Consider the following 16,971-nt stretch of genomic DNA (forward strand, 5'->3'; position numbering starts at 1 on the left):
TACCGCAAGTATACGCAAGCTAAGCAGGTTAACAAACTGTTGGTTTTTTGTGCTCAGCCCCATTTTTGACTAAAAATGCACTCAATCAGCTTTCAAAAGTGTTTTATTGAGAAATTAGTTTTAAAAATCGCATATTATTTTTTCCATTTTTTTATTTTGGTAGAAAAATCACTCACAAATGCACATAAAAAGCAGATTTACTTGAAACTCTTGTCCTAACACTCTATATATGGAATCAATTTTGTTACTTTCTGAGACTATTTGGCGCAAATCAAACTATGGGTAAATCGTTAGTTATTGTCGAATCGCCGGCCAAAGCCAAGACTATTAATAAATATCTTGGTAAAGAATTCATCGTTAAGTCGAGCGTAGGTCACATCCGTGACTTACCGACTTCGTCCACTTCTGATGGCACTCCACCAGCTAAAACAGCTGCTGAAGTGCGTAAGATGTCACCTGAAGCTAAAGCTATATATAAGCAGGCAAGAGATAAACAAGCGCTAGTTGGCCGTATGGGGATTGACCCTGAAAACGGCTGGGCTGCGAAATATGCCGTATTACCCGGTAAAGAAAAAGTGGTCAAAGAATTAAAGACCCTTGCAGAATCCGCTGACCAAATCTATCTCGCAACCGATTTGGACCGTGAAGGAGAAGCTATCGCCTGGCATTTACAGGAAATTATCGGTGGTGACGCTTCACGGTATCAACGAGTGGTATTTAATGAAATTACTAAAACTGCAATTCAAGATGCTTTTAGTAAACCGGCAACATTAGACACTAACATGGTAAACGCGCAGCAGGCTCGTCGATTCCTCGACCGCGTTGTTGGCTTTATGGTGTCGCCGCTACTTTGGAAAAAAGTGGCGAGGGGATTATCGGCAGGTCGTGTGCAATCGGTTGCCGTTAGGTTAGTGGTTGAACGTGAAAGTGAAATTAAAGCGTTTGTGCCAGAAGAGTTCTGGGACATACATGCGGATTTAAATACCAGCAAAGCTGAACAGCTTAAAATGCAGGTAATGAAATTTCAATCAGCTGCTTTTGAACCCATTAACGAGGCCCAAGCTAAGGTTGCTGTGGATGCGTTAAAAGGAGCGTCTTTCAAAGTTGCAAATCGTGAAGATAAAGCAACCTCAAGCAAACCTTCAGCCCCTTTTATTACCTCTACTTTGCAGCAGGCAGCCAGTACGCGCTTAGGTTTTGGGGTGAAGAAAACCATGATGATGGCGCAACGTTTGTATGAAGCAGGGCATATCACTTATATGCGTACTGACTCAACAAATTTGAGCCAAGAAGCGCTTGATAATGTCCGTGAGATGATTACTAACGAGTTTGGCGATAAGTATTTACCTGCTGAACCAATCCGTTATGGCAGTAAAGAAGGTGCCCAAGAAGCGCATGAAGCTATTCGCCCATCCAATGTTGCCATTCAATCGGCAACATTAACGGATATGGAGCGTGACGCTCAACGTCTTTATGAGCTGATTTGGCGTCAATTTGTAGCGTGTCAGATGACACCTGCGCAATACGATGCAACTCGATTGACTGTAGTTGCTGGTGATTACGAATTAAAAGCCAGTGGACGTACATTACGCTTTGATGGTTGGACACGCGTTCAGCCACCTATGAGTAAGAAAAATGACGACACCAGCACCTTACCTGTGGTTGAGATCGGTGACAGCTTAAGTCTTGAACAATTACTGCCTAAACAACATTTTACTAAACCGCCAGCGCGTTATGGTGAAGCGTCATTAGTAAAAGAGTTAGAAAAGCGTGGTATTGGGCGCCCATCTACTTATGCGACCATCATTTCAACCATTCAAGACCGAGGTTATGTACGGGTTGATAACCGTCGTTTCTTTGCTGAAAAAATGGGTGAAATTGTCAGCGAGCGTTTAGTTGAAAGCTTTAAAGATTTAATGAGCTATGACTTTACAGCTAGTATGGAGCAGACATTAGATGATGTTGCCCATGGAAAGCTGGATTGGAAAAAAGTACTTGATGGTTTCTATGGTGATTTTACCAAGCAATTATTAATGGCTGAATTGGATCCTACTGAAGGCGGAATGCGTCTGAACGATCCGGTTTTGACAGACATCGAATGTCCAACATGCCAACGTAAAATGGGTATTCGTACCGGTTCTACTGGTGTGTTTTTAGGCTGTAGTGGTTATGCATTACCGCCAAAAGAGCGCTGCAAAACAACGGTGAATTTAACCTCTGGTGATGAAGCTATCAGTGACAATGAAGATGCTGAAACCGATGCTCTTCGTGCTAAACATCGTTGTGGAAAATGTGGCACCGCAATGGACAGCTACCTAATTGACGAATCGCGTAAATTGCATGTCTGTGGTAATAACCCAAGCTGCGATGGCTACGAGATTGAAAAAGGTCAATTTAAGATCAAAGGTTATGAAGGCCCGCTCATTGAGTGTGATCGTTGTGGCAATGATATGGAATTGAAAAACGGCCGTTTTGGTAAATATTTTGGTTGTACCAATAGCGAATGTAAAAATACTCGTAAACTGCTGAAAAATGGAGAAGCTGCGCCACCAAAAGAAGATCCTATCTTCTTACCCGAGCTTAAGTGCTCCAAGTCAGATGCACACTTTGTGTTACGTGATGGTGCAGCAGGGATATTTTTAGCGGCCAGTACTTTCCCTAAATCGCGCGAAACCCGTGCTCCTTTAGTGGAAGAGTTAGTTAAATATCGTGATCTACTTTGGGATAAGTATGCATTTTTAGCCGATGCCCCCGTTGAAGATGATGACGGTAATAAAACCGCTGTTAAATTTAGCCGTAAAACTAAAGAGCAATATGTTGCTACTGAAGTAGATGGTAAAGCGACGGGGTGGTCTGCCAAATTTGTTGGTGGAAAGTGGGTCAGTGAATCGACTAAAACACCAAAGAAAAAAGCAAAAAAGTAAGTTAATATTTTTCGCATAACAAAAACGCCATCATTTTGATGGCGTTTTTGTTTCAGCCCAAAAACTTAATCATTGACAAGCCAACGATTGAACTACAATGAGAATATGTACTAATAGCCTAATAGTTGTTTATTGTGATCTATCGTATTGTTGCGTTGCTTACATTTTTGCTTTTATCTGAGTTTGCTGCTGGGCAAGACTCCTTCACTAATGACAGCGTGAATACGGTGCAGCCTGTTGGTGATTTTGAGGTGATTGCTGTTGAATATCCTCCCTTTACGACCATGGAAGAACCCGAACATGGTGTTAACTTTTTGTTGCTCGATGAGTTAATTATTCGGCATGATATGCATAAACTGACACCATTATTTTTGCCTCCTGCTAGAGCACAACTGCAAGTACAATCAGGGAGATGGTGCTTAAGTTTTTTTCCTCCACCGGAATATTTACCTAGTACATTTTTACCATTAAGCGATCAAAAAGTAATTTTGGGTTTATTTAGACGAACTGAATCATCAATGTTTGACTGGCAACATCTTTCAGAGCTAAAAGGTCAGAAACTCGGCATCATGCGATATAAGCGTGAAGGTGCATTTCAGAAACAGTTTATTGATGCGGGGATTGAAATTGTGCAAGTCGAGTCGTTAGCTCAAGGCTTTAAAATGCTGCAGTACAATAGAATCGATTTGGTTTTTTCAAATCAGTTTCCTGAGTTTTTAAAGCACTTATCTGAGTCAGAAAGAGCGCTATTTCAGTTTTCAAACACGTCGATAATGGAAGTTAATGTTGGTGTTTATATAAACAATAAATGTCTAGAGCAGTTTCGATCATTGCTTCCTAGCACACAGTGATGTCGTAAAAAACATCAGTTGACCCTGATTAATCCTCATAAATTATCCTTTTAATCCCTTGATGTGGTAATTTGTTCGTTTGATTTTTTTAATGGTAGATTTCATGATTGTTGGTTTTGATTACGGTAGTGCTAATTGCTCAGTGGGAATATGGGAAAATGAACAAGTTAAACTACTTCCACTGAGTGTTGATTCTAACTATCTACCATCAACACTGTATGCAATGGACCGAGAGCTGATAGCTGAAGCGGTTTACGCTGGGTTACCCGATAAGTTAAAGGCTGAATATTCTCATTTACGCAGTTCACAATTAATGCGCGCTAAACAAATTCGCCATGAACTTGATCTACTCACCGATGAACAAGTCGTGTTTGTTGGCCAATCGGCAATCGAAGCCTATCTAGAGATGCCCGAAGAGGGTTTTTATGTTCGTTCCCCCAAGTCATTTTTAGGGGCAACAGGTTTACGCCCAGAGCAAGTCGCCTTATTTGAAGACATTGTGACCCTGATGATGATGCACGTGAAGCAATTGCTTGACCAGCAGCTGATTGCTAAGGGGTTGCCATGTGCAACTCACGCCATGATAGGTCGTCCGGTTAACTTTCAAGGCATTGGCGGAGAACAAAGTAATCAGCAAGCTGAAGCCATATTGACCCTAGCAGCAAAACGCGCTGGTTTTAGTGACGTTGGTTTTTTATTTGAACCATTAGCTGCCGGAATGGATTTTGAATCAACCTTAGTTGATGCAGCTAATGTGCTTGTTGTGGATGTTGGCGGGGGCACCACCGATTGCTCTTTAGTTAAAATGGGTCCCGACTTAATGGTAGCTGGCCAACGAGATAAAGATTGTTTAGGCCATAGCGGCCAGCGTATTGGGGGGAATGATTTAGATATTGCCTTAGCCATGCAAGGATTTATGCCAAGCTTTGGCAGTGGCAGTAAAATGCTTGACGGTAAGCCGATGCCGTCAAATCTATTTTGGAATGCAGTCGCAGTTAATGACATTAGTGCCCAGCGTGATTTTTACCAATTAGCGAGTAAAAAGTTAATTGAAGTGTTGATTAAAGAGTCGCAGACACCTCATATGATTAATCGGTTGCTCATATTGCAACAAAACCAAATGAGTTTTCAATTAGTGCGTCAAGCAGAGTTAGCCAAAATCGCCTTGACTCAAGCCCCCCAGCATCAGACCTATTTAGACTTTATCGAAGATGATTTTTCGGTAGAGGTCAGTGCTAAACAGTTTGAGCAAGCCATTACACCCTCGTTGGACAAAGTGAGTCAATTAATGCAACAGGCAATGACCTGTGTTGATATTGACGGCAAACGTTTTAATAGTCCTGATATTGTGTATATTACCGGAGGGACGGCACGCAGTCCGGCTATCTATAATCAAATTGCCAACGTTTATCCTGATGCAAAAGTGGTTGTTGGTGACCATTTTGGATCTGTCACTGCGGGATTAACCCGTTGGGCACAACAATATTTTAAGGTAACTTAATGAACATGAAACTAACGTTAATATCCGTTCTTACACTTAGCAGTATGTTAATGGGGTGCAGTGATGATGTGGGCAAAGTCAGTTTAGGATTGTTTACCACGAAAGATGTGATTATTGATGCGAAACATGATCCTAAAATTCCAGGTGTGACTTGCCATATAAGTCGAATTAAAGCTGATTTAGATTTTGCTGACCCATCCGATATGGGGATCAGTTGTCGCCAAACAGGGCCTATTAGTGCCAATGATCTTGCTGATATTGACATGAGTAAAGGCGGCGAAATTGTCTTTCAAGAATCGTTAAGTATTTTGTTTAAAAGCTTAAAAGTAAGACGTATTTTAGACAAAGAAAATCAAACTTTATTGTATTTGTCATATTCTACTAAAGAAACCAATGGCAGTCATAAGCATGCACTTTCAACAGTACCTTTATATGGCACCGAAGCTTGGAATGCGTTAAACCTTGATGTTAAAAATTAATCGCATAAGCATTTGATCATCAAATGAAAAACAAAGAGTTCAACACAGGGTGATATGAGCATTTTTCAATAGTATTTTCGGATTGTTTATGATGTTTGTGCTTGATTAACCGTCTGCAGTTGTCACTAAACAGAATAGTAAATAAATCGTCCAGATTTGCATATCAAAAGGCTACGATTAACGTAGCCTTTTTGACTTGTTTGACGTTAGTTTTTAAAGTCTGTTACTTTAAAATCTGATGATAGCGCTCAAATCCTCGTTCAAGATCGGCAATTAAGTCCTGGGTATCCTCTAAACCAATATGTAATCTGATAAGCGGTTTTGAACTGTCCCATTGGGTCGCGCTACGAATTTTATCAATACCAAACACGCCCAGAATTAAGCTTTCATATCCTCCCCAAGAAAAGCCCATTTTGAAGTGCTGCATGTTTTCAACAAAGGCTGTGACACTGCGTAAATCACCTTGCTTCAATACAAACGAAAACAAGCCATTTGCAGAAGTGAAATCTCGTTCAAAAAACTCATGTCCTGGGCAGGTATCAAATGCCGGATGACGAACATGATCAACTTCTGGCCGTTGTGCTAACCATTTCGCCACGGCTAAGCCATTTTTATGGTGTTGTGCCATTCGCACACCTAAGGTTCGTAAACCTCTAGCGGCTAGAAATACATCGTCAGGAGAAGTTGTTTGGCCCATCAAGTAGCTGTTTTCACGCAGTTGTGGCCAGTAAGTCTCATTTGCTGTTGCGGTACCCATCATCACATCTGAATGGCCAACGATGTATTTTGTCGCTGCTTGAATAGAAATATCGACCCCCATTTCAAAGGGGCGTGAGTTGATAGGAGATGCCCAGGTATTATCCAACATTACAATAATATTGCTTTCGTGTGCTATACGACAAAGCGTGGGTACATCTTGAACTTCCATGGTAATCGACCCAGGGGACTCTAGAAATAGCACTTTTGTATTTGGACGAATTAGCTCGCGAATGCCTTCACCTATCATAGGGTCATAATAGGTCGTTTCAATACCAAAACCTGCAAGCATTTTGTCACACAAATCTCGGGTCGGCTCATAGGCGGTATCGACCATCAACAGATGATCTCCCGATTTTAAAAATGACAATAAAGCGGCACTTATCGCGCCAGCGCCGGATGGGTACAAGGCTGTACCAGCACCGCCTTCAAGTTCAGCTATCGCTTCTTGGAATGAAAAATGGGTTGGGGTGCCACGGCGACCATAAAAAAGCTCACCATTAGTTTTGTTTTTAATGGCAAAACGCATGTCATCCATAGTGTCAAACACCACAGTCGATGCTCTAAACACAGGGGGATTAATGATGCCCTTGGTGTATTTCTTGTCTCTGCCTAAACTTACAATTTGAGTCGCTTGCTTACCATGTTTTGCCATAATGACTTCATCCCTTTTAACTTTATTTGGCCATCCTACCATCTATACGGCTAAATGAAAGGGGCAACTGTTGGATTTAATATTTTTACTTTGATTGAATCAGGTGCTTTCGATAATGGGCAAGGTTAAACACAGCTCAACGCCATACAGGGATGAACGGGAAACTTGATCACTTTCGGTAAAGGAAGATACATTAGTCGCTTTTATCGTACCTTGGTGAAAATCTGTAATTAACCGTGCAATATACAAACCCAAGCCAAGATGAGGTTTATTCGACGGCGCTTGTGGTCTAATAGACACCATGGATTCAAAAATTTGTTCGCTCATATCTTGTGGCAAACTAGAGCCCCAATTGGTGACTTTAACGATGGCCTGCTTATTATGTTGATGTAAACTCACAATAATTGGACTGTCAGGCAAGCTAAATTCAATGGCGTTACAGATTAATTTGTCCATCAATTGGGCTATGTATTCAGGCACACCATCACACAGCATGCTTTTCTCTTCAATGGCTACGCTAAATATCTGTTCAGGGTAGGTCATTTGATAACCTTGCATACATCCGCTGATGACTTTATTAAGTGGGAACACACTGCGCTCGGCATGGCCTAAGCTTGCTTCAAGGTTGGTTGCTTCCGTTAAATTATTCAAAATAAGGTGAAGTTGATTGACACCATCTTGAGCTCTATCAACATATTTTTTACTCGACTTTTCTAAAGATTGGTTGCCTAGATGCTCCAAAGAACTGCGAACAACGGCCACTGGAGTACGTAACTCATGTGACAGACGAGATGACATGTTTTCTAAGTAATGCGTGTATTGTCCTAGCCTACCGACAATATTGGCAAAGCTGCGTGATAAATCACCGATTTCATCGCGGTTTCTTGAGGGGGTAATTTGTTGTCTTACACGTCCTTGACTATCAATCGCCAATTCAGCTTGATCGCGTAAGCGTCTAATGCGACTAGATATACTTGAAGCAAAAATAAACAAAGCTAAAGTGCCCATACTCATAATGGTGAGAATAACATTAAATAGCTTTTCTAACGCTCGGTTACGTAAGCTTCGAATACCGTGGGTCGTTTCTTCGGCGATAACAACCCCCATCACTTTGTCATCAATCCAAATGGGACTGGCTGCAGCTAATACCACCGCTTTGCTGTCTGGCGTTAATCGCCAAGTTGAAGCGGGTTTACCTGCTAGCGCATTTTCAATATGGCTGCCACTTAATTCAGTCGAATCTTGTAATGAGTCAATAAAGTCCTGTGGCGGGCGAGTAAGAATTTTATAATATAACGGCAATAAGTATTGTTTATGAAAATGCGACCAGGTGCTTTCGGTTTGGATATCATCTAAATCAGAGTCCCAGGCGTTATTTGATGCGCGAATATCACCAGAACGGGCTAATACTCTGCCATGGTTATCAACCACCCAAATACGTGAGCTATTGTGCCCCATGCCTTTAACAATACTTTCAATTTCAGGAGAGGGAACTAACACTGTGCCTAACTCCGCAACTGAATTGGTTGCAGAGGTACCGACAATATTTGCTAGATTGCGTGTTTCGATGTCATCTACATTATGAATGGCAAACCCAAGCTTACTGCCGATCATGTCTAACGGTACCCTGAATTCGATGATGTAACCATTGGGTGTTTTTTGCCATTGCCCTTGAATGCGATTCTCTGGAGTAACGGGCATCGATTGCGTTGGGTCGTCAGGGAGTTTAAATGCACTTAACCAACCATCTTGAGTATTGGCAATCACGTATCGGGTGAACTGATTATTCGGCGCTAACGTTGCAATCACTAAGTGATCGTTTCTGTCTACCCTTAAGCTGTTTTTACCTCGGTAGATAACCTTGTCATCATTCACTTCAAAAAAACCATACAAATAGCCGGCATATTTACCCACCATATGGGTAAAATTTAGATTTACGACTTGTTCCTCATTTTGTTGGTAAACCACGTGTTCATTACCATATTGCAACATGCGGTGACGATAAAGTTGCCAGTCATCTAATTTTCCGTCCAGTCGGATAGGGCCGGATAAAGGGTAAGCGTATAGATCTCGACCTTTTTGAACTTGAGTTAAAAAGCTTGCCTGATTATCAAATAGTTTTGGGCGCTCATGTAATGCTGTCGCTAAAGCCTGAGTAGTACCTTCAAGGGTTTTTTCTTGGCCATGGCGTAAGTATTTTTCCATTTCCCATACATATTCATACCCTAACCAAGGAAGGCAGAGTAAAAATAATGACAAGACAATGACTTTGGCCCTAAGCCCTAACGGCAAATACATAGTGAATTGCTTTCCTTACAGACTGTCCCAGCGATAACCCATTCCATAAACGGTATCGATGCAATTAAACTCGCTGTCGATGGCAATAAACTTTTTCCTGATCCGTTTGACATGCGATGTGATGGTGCTGTCGTCGACAAAAATTTTAGCTTCTTGCATCAAGTCCTGACGACTGCGTACATGCCCTGGGTGTTTAGCCATGGCATGAACCATCCAAAACTCAGTCACGGTTAATTCTATGGGATGCTGTTTCCAAGTAACCTGAATACGGTTACCGTCAATTTGTAAATGATTGCGTACCATCAAGTTGTCTTCAATCGGGCTTGAGCCTATTAATTCTGAACGACGAAATAGCGCGGCGATACGAGCTAACAAATGTGGAAAACTCACATCTTTAGAAAGGTAGTCATCAGCGCCAAGACGTAAACCACAAACGGTATCAAAATCACTACTGCGCGCGGTCAAGAAAATAATTGGTATGCTACTCGACATGGCCCTTAGGGATTGGCACAGGGTAAAGCCGCCATCAATCTCACCTTCAAGGCCGATATCAATAATGGCTAAATCGGGTAGGCGAGCATTAAAGGCCAGCATCGCTGTTGGGCGATTAGGGTAGGCTTGAACGCTGTAACCTTGTTGCTGTAACACTTCTTTATAGTTGTCACGAATAGCCGCTTCATCTTCCACAATGGCAATACGTTTCATCAATCAATTACTTCCCGTCGGCTGTTTATTGTTGTGACTATACAGCAATTTATTGCCGGTTAAAGTGTGCTAAAGCAATTGCCATATTGTTGCCACAATTGACCTTTAGATTGCCATATTTGCTCCCATAAAAAGCCATTTATTTGTTGTTTAATGATTCCATCGAATCGATAGCGACAGATATCCATCGATTTTTAACATCAAGTAACAGGACACAATTATGAAAAAGCATATTATTAACGCCGCAATTATCTCATCTTTACTGATGAACAATGTAAGTTATGCCGCCTCGGCTGAGACTGCTGAAACGCTAAAAGATCGCGAACACACTGAAGAACTTGTTGGCCTGAGTTCAGGAGCTATTCTAGGCGCCGTGATTGGTGGGCCAGTTGGGGCATTTATTGGCGCATTAACTGGAACCTTTATTGGAAAATCTGTCGGAGATGAATCTGAAATCAATGCTCAAAAATCTATATTAGATCAACAGCAATTTGCCCTAAATGAAAAAAATGCCAAACTGGCCGAGATGGATAAACAGCAACAAACACTCTTTGAGGTACAAACCGAATTAGCCCGAATTCAAGCCCATCAAGAACAAACTTTAACGGAACTGAGCATTGGCATGAATGTGCAGTTTAAAACTGGGTCAGCTCAAATTGAACCTTTGTTTCAGCAACAGCTTGATAACGTCGCTTACATGATGGCATCCATGCCAGATTTGCATGTCAACTTAATGGGCTACGCCGACCGTCGAGGCAATGATGCCTTTAATCAAGCCTTATCTGAGCAACGTTTGCTGGAAGTCATCAATTATTTGGCTGCCCAAGGAATAGATAAAACAAGATTAACAGGCCAAGCCTATGGTGCTAGCGCGCCTATGCATGAGGAACAAAATTTTGAGAATGATTTCTTTGACCGCCGAGTCACATTAAAGCTCCTTTCTGAAACAGAACAACTTGCTGCCAATTAAGCATCCGTAAACTCATTTAATGAATGGAATAAACCAAAGGCATCCGAGCATGCCTTTAAGGAGCGGTTATGTTTGCAAAATTGCCATTTTTGTTTGGTTTAATTGGGTTGTTGTTACCAATTGTGACCAACGTGAGTGAAGCCTCACAAAATAGATATGTAGATGCTAGCAAGCTATCAGATGAGATAACCCAAGGCGTGGTAAGTTATCGCATTAATGGCCAAAGTAAGCAGATATTAGCTTTAGATACTCAGGTTGAAATGACAGTATCGGGATTAATCAATCGGGTTACCGTGAAACAAATTTTCAATAATATTGAAGACGGTTGGATTAATGCAAAATATGTATTTCCATTGCCAGATAATGCAGCAGTGGACGGCATGAATCTGTTGATTGGTGAGAGGGCAATTAAAGGCGTTATCAAACCTAAACATGAAGCGAAAAAAGAGTTTGAGCTTGCCAAACAACAGGGAAAACAAGCCAGCCTTATTAGCCAACAGCGCAGTAATATTTTCACTACTCAATTAGCCAATATTGGGCCGCAGCAGCAAGTCGTGGTTGAAATTACTTATCTAGAAACGCTTAGCTATCAAGATAGTATGTTTAATTTACGATTTCCTTTGGTGGTAGCGCCGCGGTATCGGCCTGATTTTCAGCGTAATGAGTATTCTGAAACACAGCAGCTAGTCGCGCCTATCCTTAATCAAGTTCAACAACCGTCACCAAGCCATAAAGTGTCGATGAATATTAACATTGATAGCGGGTTTGGTCAGATACAGTTATCAAGTCTTTATCATGATATTCAACAACATCATCAAGGCCGACTCACTAATGTTGTGCTACAAGGAAATATACCGCTAGATCGAGACTTTGTGCTGCAATGGCATACGGATGTCGGTGAGGAAGTTGCAGCTGCAGTCTTCTATCAAACAGGTCAAACCCATCAGCTTAGTTTGGGAGAAAAGGTTGAAGTTTCTGATCATATTTATGCCATGGCATTGCTATTGCCTCCCAGCTTAGTGCGTAAACCGCAGCATCAAATCAACCGAGAATTAATATTAGTGATTGATACTTCTGGCTCAATGGCTGGAGAGTCAATCAAGCAAGCTAAGCTGGCCTTGAACTTAGCGTTAACCACACTTAACCCCAAGGATAGTTTTAACATAATTGATTTTAATTCAAGTGCTCAATCCTTATTTGCTCAGGCACAAGTTGCAAATAACGCTAACTTAGTAAAAGCTAGCCGATACATTGCGGCTTTACATGCTGACGGTGGGACTGAAATCGCCCCAGCCTTGGATAAAGCTTTGGCATCCACAATCAATATTGATCAGCAACAGCCGAAATTAAGACAGGTTATTTTTATAACTGATGGCGCAGTGTCAAACGAAGCGCAATTATTCGAACAAATATCCCATCAATTACACGACGCACGTTTGTTCACCGTGGGTATTGGCTCTGCACCTAATTCACATTTTATGGAAAGAGCGGCAACGATCGGCAGAGGCACTTTTACTTACATTGGTAAGTTAGAAGAAGTTGAACAGCAAATGACTCAGCTGATTGAAAAAATAAGCCAGCCCGTGCTAACCGATGTTGAGTTATATCATCTCGATGGCAGTATTCCTGATTATTGGCCTGCTGATATTAAAGATGTTTATCAACAGTCTCCTGTAGCGATAAGTTTTAAACTTCCAGCAGATCAATTACAGCCGGTGATTATCTCAGGACAAATTAATGGTCAATATTGGCAAACCCAACTGGATTTCAATACCGCTGAAGCCGCCGTTGGTCTTGATTTGGTTTGGGCAAATGCAAAAATTACCTCGTTAGAAATGAGTCAAGACTCAGTTAATCGTTCACGTGTCGAGAAACAAATTGAAGCATTGGCATTGCAGTATCATCTAGTGAGCAGCGCCACCAGTTTATTGGCCGTGGATGTCACGCCAATAAATCCTCACCATGTAGATAAAGGCGAGCATCAGCTGGGACAATTAATGCCCGCAGGTTGGCAAATTAACTCTATTCAACAAGGATTTTTACCGCAAACCGCAACGGCCAGCAAATTATGGTTACTGGCTGGGTTAAGTTTATTGGCCTTAACCTTGCTGTTTGGTTTGTGGTTAAAAGGCAAGTTACCCGGACAATTATTTATTATTCAGTCTTTGGATGCAGACCATGTTTAATTTGCATTTAAAACAGTTGTTTAGCATGAAAGGTGAAAGGGGCAATACATTACAATGGCTAGCTTTTGGCATTTTGTTATTGCTTGCTTCGATAATGATAATTAAAGGCGGTTATATGCAGGCTAAAGCACATTTTGCTCAATATTTAATTGAACGAGCATTTATACAAACATTAGTTGATAACAAACCCCATAAACCTTGGTCTTGGGCTGATACACACCCTGTGGCTAAAATGCGTTTTATGAACCCTAAGCTCAAGTCTGTTGAAAATGATCTTTATATATTGGCAGGAATGTCAGGACGCACCCTAGCTTTTGGCCCAGGTTTGTTTTTAGGTGGTGCGGGAGCTGGTGAGCAAGGCAATACCATCATTGCAGGCCATAGAGACAGTCATTTTTCTAGACTTAAATATTTGCAACTGGGAGATGTCATCGAACTGCAAAACACCCAAGGCAATTTAACTCAATATCGCGTGACAGATCTACGAGTGGTACACGAGTCGCAAGTAGAGGAAATGGCAAAAACAGAGGATAGCCGATTAACATTAATTACCTGCTATCCATTTGAGTCTTTATCCGCTAATGCAAACCTTCGTTATATTGTTGAAGCCAAGGCTATGCCTGCAGGACCTAAAAGTTGGATCTAAAGGATAGATTTAACTAGAAATGGGCATCACACGATTACGGCCAAGACGTTTTGCTTCATATAGCAGTTTGTCAGTGGCTTCAATCAGTTGACCGGCATCTTGTTTTGGTTGCCACTGTGCAACGCCAAAAGAGGCAGTGATAGAGTCAATGACTTTGTCGCTGCGTCTATCTTTTACACTGAGTTTTTCCAGAGCTCTTCGAACGGCTTCTGCAAGGTGACGGGCGACTCTTAATTGGCTTTTAGGGACGATAATAGCAAATTCTTCACCACCAAATCGATATAACTTTATGCCATCGCGACAAGCTTCTTGAACACGTTTAGCAACCGTTTTTAATACTAAGTCGCCCAGCTGGTGGCCAAAGTTATCATTAAATTTTTTGAAATGGTCGATATCAATCAAAATTAGGCAACAGCCCTCAGGAGCCAGGTCTATTTGAGCATTAATATCTTCATCAAAAGCACGCCGATTAAGTACATTGGTAAGCGCATCATATAATACATCTTTTTCAGACTCAGCGAGGCGGGTTTTAAGTGAATCAATTTCAGATTGTGCTTTTTGTAATTGCTGGGTAAAGCTTACCGTACTAGAGCGAATGTTAGCTGACTCTTTAACGATATTACGGACAACACCAATCACCTGTTCCAATGAAAAACCTTGATTTTCAAGATCGGCTAAACGCGTAAAGTCCTTATCAATTTGTGCTTGGAATGTCGCTGTATCTGAATTGGTATCTTTAAGTGATTGAGATAAATCACATACCATAGCATCAAGATTTTTACGCATATCACGAACGTCAAGCTCAACAGGGTCGGCAACATGCTTACGGAACAATAACTCACTTGTTACAGGCGAACAGCTTTGATTTTGTTTAATGGTGGCATCAAGTTCAGCATTTAATTGGGGGTTTTGCTCACTGACATAAGCATACCAAAGGGCATAGTTAGTGGGTGTGGTAGGAATTTGATATTTCAGCATTAAAGGAACTGCTTTTTTTAAGTTCGCAGCTGCAAGCTGTAAAAGCGAAGTTGACATATTGATTCTCTAATTGCTTATATAAAACATATTAAAAATATAGCAGTAAAACAGTCAGTTGTAACGGCAAAAAAAAAGCATCCCATGATGCTTTTTATAAAAATAATGGCTTAGAATGTGTATTGCACTGAAATCATTGGCCCTGTGAAGCTGTAATTAATATTGTAGTCTGCAATATTCACATCTTGTTCCAATACCGATAACGTTTGTTCATAATCAACATCAACTTCATAGTAGTTAAAGCCTGCCGTTAATGACCACTCATCAGATATTTTTGTTTCGACAATGGCGCGTACATCAATGAGTGATCCTTTCACTTTATTATATTTTAATGCGAAATATTGAGCATGGGCTTTAAATACCCAGCCTGGTGAAAACTCATAAATGCCATACAAGCCAATATCAGGCAAAGGTGCCGTAACACTGTTATCTACAACACGAGGCGTGCTAATGACTTCATCACAATATTTTGCTAATTCGCTATTAGGGACACATATACCTATGTTGCCTTCAAATGCTGTTTTCACAAACATGGTATGCAAGCCAATGCTTGCGCCTACAATATAATTACTACCTTGAATAAAATCATAGCCATAACCTAAACGCAAAATATCGAGGTCTAATGTTGTACGTAAACTGATACCCGCTTCTACATCATAAACAGTGTCATCAATAGTGACTTGAAAATCTTTTTCAATAGAGGGTGATTGAGCGGTACGATGCAGTGATTTCCAATCGAGATAGATATTATGTCTTTGATTAAATGAATAGGTGAATTCAAAAAAGGGTAAAAACTGTTTTTCTTTGAGGTTTAAATCATCCTCAAAATCTAATGGGAAAGTACCGCCATTTTTAGGATTAGTGACGACCATGTAAGAGTCAGAATTGGCGTAAAAACCACCGATATTAAATGTGTACTGATCAGGTAATTTGGCCGGTTCAACTTTGGCCTGTTCAGAACTGTTATCTGCACTTGCCCATACCAATGACGGTAAGATGAGTAAGAGACAGGACATCAGAGGTTTGAACATAAATAAACTCCGCATTTTTATTATTATGGTTATTGCTCTTTGGACAATAATCTTTTTGTTTACTTGCCGAGTGTTTCGAACTAAGTCGAAAGTGCATTAAATAATGCAAAACTCTAAAAATGTAACTGCAAGGTAGTAATTGTTAAAGCAGATGATGATTAAAACATCACTAGAACACGCTAATCATATTAGCATCATGTAAGGAAGTGTAAATGGTTTGTTGCGATAAGATTGCTTTAAATCAATGTTTTTGAGTATTTAATCATCAAATGGTGACGTGTTAAGCATTTTTTAATAAAAAGCGCTATCTGCAAAGTACAATATAGCCTAGTTTATTCGTCTTGAAGGATTTCATAGCAATAAAAAAGAGCTCTAAAGCTCTTTTTTGTAGGTAAATTTTAAACATCATATGAAGTCGTTAATCGTTACTATCGGTAACTTCTTCATCGTCTGCAGCATCATCAGAAATATCATCAAAATCAAGATCAATCTCTACTTTAGAAGACTGCGCTGGTGCATGAATTGTACCTACAACTGCATAAAAAGGTTTCCCTTTAGCAAGTTTGGTGTATTTTGCCCACAATAACTCTAAAGGTGTTGTTGGTAGAAGTTGCCCTTGTGCTACTTGAACAAATTGATCTTCGTCAGCTGTACAAGGTAGCTGGGTTCCTTCCATTAAGTTCTTCAATGCTTGTCCATGTTGCTCAAGCAATTCAGCCTCTTTATTGGTAAAGTCTCCACAACGCTTAAAACCTTTAGGGAAATTAGCATCATCGTAAAAACGTTTGTTGCTGGTAAAACTAGCACTGCCATTGGCTATAGCGTCAATACTGGCAGCGATATTGGTATATGATTGCTGTGACATGGCATTTACCTATAAGATTGAGTGAACAAGGATTTCAATTGGATTATTGGTCAGGTTGGAATTTTTTTA

At 40.7% G+C, this 16,971-nt stretch carries 13 protein-coding genes; 7 read left to right on the top strand and 6 right to left on the bottom strand.

Annotated features, from left to right (window positions below):
* The first annotated feature begins 278 nt into the window (after positions 1-278).
* The 4 genes from topA (at position 279) to NE535_RS10315 (ending at position 5,755) form a co-directional block, all read left to right on the top strand.
* Positions 279-2,924, top strand: a complete 2,646-nt coding sequence (gene topA / locus NE535_RS10300; protein ID WP_261298556.1) for a type I DNA topoisomerase — start codon at positions 279-281, stop codon at positions 2,922-2,924.
* A gap of 134 nt (positions 2,925-3,058) precedes the next feature.
* A complete protein-coding gene (locus NE535_RS10305) occupies positions 3,059-3,775 on the top strand; it encodes a type 2 periplasmic-binding domain-containing protein (protein WP_261298557.1) in 717 nt (238 codons plus the stop codon).
* Positions 3,776-3,878: 103 nt separating this feature from the next.
* Positions 3,879-5,276: a molecular chaperone gene (gene yegD / locus NE535_RS10310; RefSeq protein ID WP_261298558.1), complete on the top strand. Its 1,398-nt coding sequence runs from the start codon at positions 3,879-3,881 to the stop codon at positions 5,274-5,276.
* Positions 5,277-5,281: 5 nt separating this feature from the next.
* Positions 5,282-5,755 (top strand): CreA family protein, encoded by a 474-nt coding sequence (locus NE535_RS10315; RefSeq protein WP_261298596.1) that lies wholly within the window; start codon positions 5,282-5,284, stop codon positions 5,753-5,755.
* A 223-nt stretch (positions 5,756-5,978) separates the two neighbouring features.
* On the opposite strand, the gene NE535_RS10320 is transcribed toward NE535_RS10315, so the two are convergent.
* The 3 genes from NE535_RS10320 to pdsR form a co-directional block, all read right to left on the bottom strand.
* On the bottom strand, positions 5,979-7,166 hold the full coding sequence (locus tag NE535_RS10320) for a cystathionine beta-lyase (RefSeq protein WP_261298559.1): 1,188 nt from the start codon (positions 7,164-7,166) through the stop codon (positions 5,979-5,981).
* A gap of 99 nt (positions 7,167-7,265) precedes the next feature.
* Positions 7,266-9,464, bottom strand: coding sequence for a proteobacterial dedicated sortase system histidine kinase (gene pdsS / locus NE535_RS10325; RefSeq protein WP_261298560.1), 2,199 nt, complete (start codon positions 9,462-9,464; stop codon positions 7,266-7,268).
* Positions 9,465-9,479: 15 nt separating this feature from the next.
* Complete coding sequence (gene pdsR, locus NE535_RS10330) at positions 9,480-10,169, bottom strand: proteobacterial dedicated sortase system response regulator (protein ID WP_261298561.1); 690 nt, start codon at positions 10,167-10,169, stop codon at positions 9,480-9,482.
* A gap of 220 nt (positions 10,170-10,389) precedes the next feature.
* Between pdsR and pdsO the strand changes: the two genes are divergently transcribed.
* From pdsO to NE535_RS10345, 3 genes are all read left to right on the top strand, one after another.
* Positions 10,390-11,139 (top strand): sortase-associated OmpA-like protein PdsO, encoded by a 750-nt coding sequence (pdsO, locus tag NE535_RS10335; protein WP_261298562.1) that lies wholly within the window; start codon positions 10,390-10,392, stop codon positions 11,137-11,139.
* A 68-nt stretch (positions 11,140-11,207) separates the two neighbouring features.
* Positions 11,208-13,325 (top strand): marine proteobacterial sortase target protein, encoded by a 2,118-nt coding sequence (locus NE535_RS10340; protein WP_261298563.1) that lies wholly within the window; start codon positions 11,208-11,210, stop codon positions 13,323-13,325.
* The gene (locus tag NE535_RS10345; RefSeq protein ID WP_261298564.1) at positions 13,318-13,971 is read left to right on the top strand and encodes a class GN sortase; all 654 of its coding nucleotides are present in this window, start codon (positions 13,318-13,320) and stop codon (positions 13,969-13,971) included. The genes NE535_RS10340 and NE535_RS10345 overlap by 8 nt, the downstream gene beginning before the upstream one ends.
* A gap of 9 nt (positions 13,972-13,980) precedes the next feature.
* Here NE535_RS10345 and NE535_RS10350 read toward each other — a convergent pair whose 3' ends face one another.
* From NE535_RS10350 to NE535_RS10360, 3 genes are all read right to left on the bottom strand, one after another.
* Positions 13,981-15,006 (bottom strand): GGDEF domain-containing protein, encoded by a 1,026-nt coding sequence (locus tag NE535_RS10350; protein WP_261298565.1) that lies wholly within the window; start codon positions 15,004-15,006, stop codon positions 13,981-13,983.
* Positions 15,007-15,116: 110 nt separating this feature from the next.
* Positions 15,117-16,037, bottom strand: a complete 921-nt coding sequence (locus NE535_RS10355) for a hypothetical protein (RefSeq protein ID WP_261298566.1) — start codon at positions 16,035-16,037, stop codon at positions 15,117-15,119.
* A gap of 418 nt (positions 16,038-16,455) precedes the next feature.
* Positions 16,456-16,902: a MaoP family protein gene (locus tag NE535_RS10360; RefSeq protein ID WP_261298567.1), complete on the bottom strand. Its 447-nt coding sequence runs from the start codon at positions 16,900-16,902 to the stop codon at positions 16,456-16,458.
* Positions 16,903-16,971: the final 69 nt, after the last annotated feature.

It is taken from the genome of Shewanella holmiensis (assembly GCF_025370255.1).
Lineage (GTDB): Bacteria > Pseudomonadota > Gammaproteobacteria > Enterobacterales > Shewanellaceae > Shewanella > Shewanella holmiensis.

Coding starts and splice junctions, on each gene's coding strand:
- topA (WP_261298556.1), top strand. CDS start 279: ATGGGTAAATCGTTAGTTATTGTCGAATCGCCGGCCAAAGCCAAGACT.
- yegD (WP_261298558.1), top strand. CDS start 3,879: ATGATTGTTGGTTTTGATTACGGTAGTGCTAATTGCTCAGTGGGAATA.
- NE535_RS10315 (WP_261298596.1), top strand. CDS start 5,282: ATGAAACTAACGTTAATATCCGTTCTTACACTTAGCAGTATGTTAATG.
- NE535_RS10320 (WP_261298559.1), bottom strand. CDS start 7,166: ATGGCAAAACATGGTAAGCAAGCGACTCAAATTGTAAGTTTAGGCAGA.
- pdsS (WP_261298560.1), bottom strand. CDS start 9,464: ATGTATTTGCCGTTAGGGCTTAGGGCCAAAGTCATTGTCTTGTCATTA.
- pdsR (WP_261298561.1), bottom strand. CDS start 10,169: ATGAAACGTATTGCCATTGTGGAAGATGAAGCGGCTATTCGTGACAAC.
- pdsO (WP_261298562.1), top strand. CDS start 10,390: ATGAAAAAGCATATTATTAACGCCGCAATTATCTCATCTTTACTGATG.
- NE535_RS10340 (WP_261298563.1), top strand. CDS start 11,208: ATGTTTGCAAAATTGCCATTTTTGTTTGGTTTAATTGGGTTGTTGTTA.
- NE535_RS10345 (WP_261298564.1), top strand. CDS start 13,318: ATGTTTAATTTGCATTTAAAACAGTTGTTTAGCATGAAAGGTGAAAGG.
- NE535_RS10350 (WP_261298565.1), bottom strand. CDS start 15,006: ATGTCAACTTCGCTTTTACAGCTTGCAGCTGCGAACTTAAAAAAAGCA.
- NE535_RS10355 (WP_261298566.1), bottom strand. CDS start 16,037: ATGTTCAAACCTCTGATGTCCTGTCTCTTACTCATCTTACCGTCATTG.
- NE535_RS10360 (WP_261298567.1), bottom strand. CDS start 16,902: ATGTCACAGCAATCATATACCAATATCGCTGCCAGTATTGACGCTATA.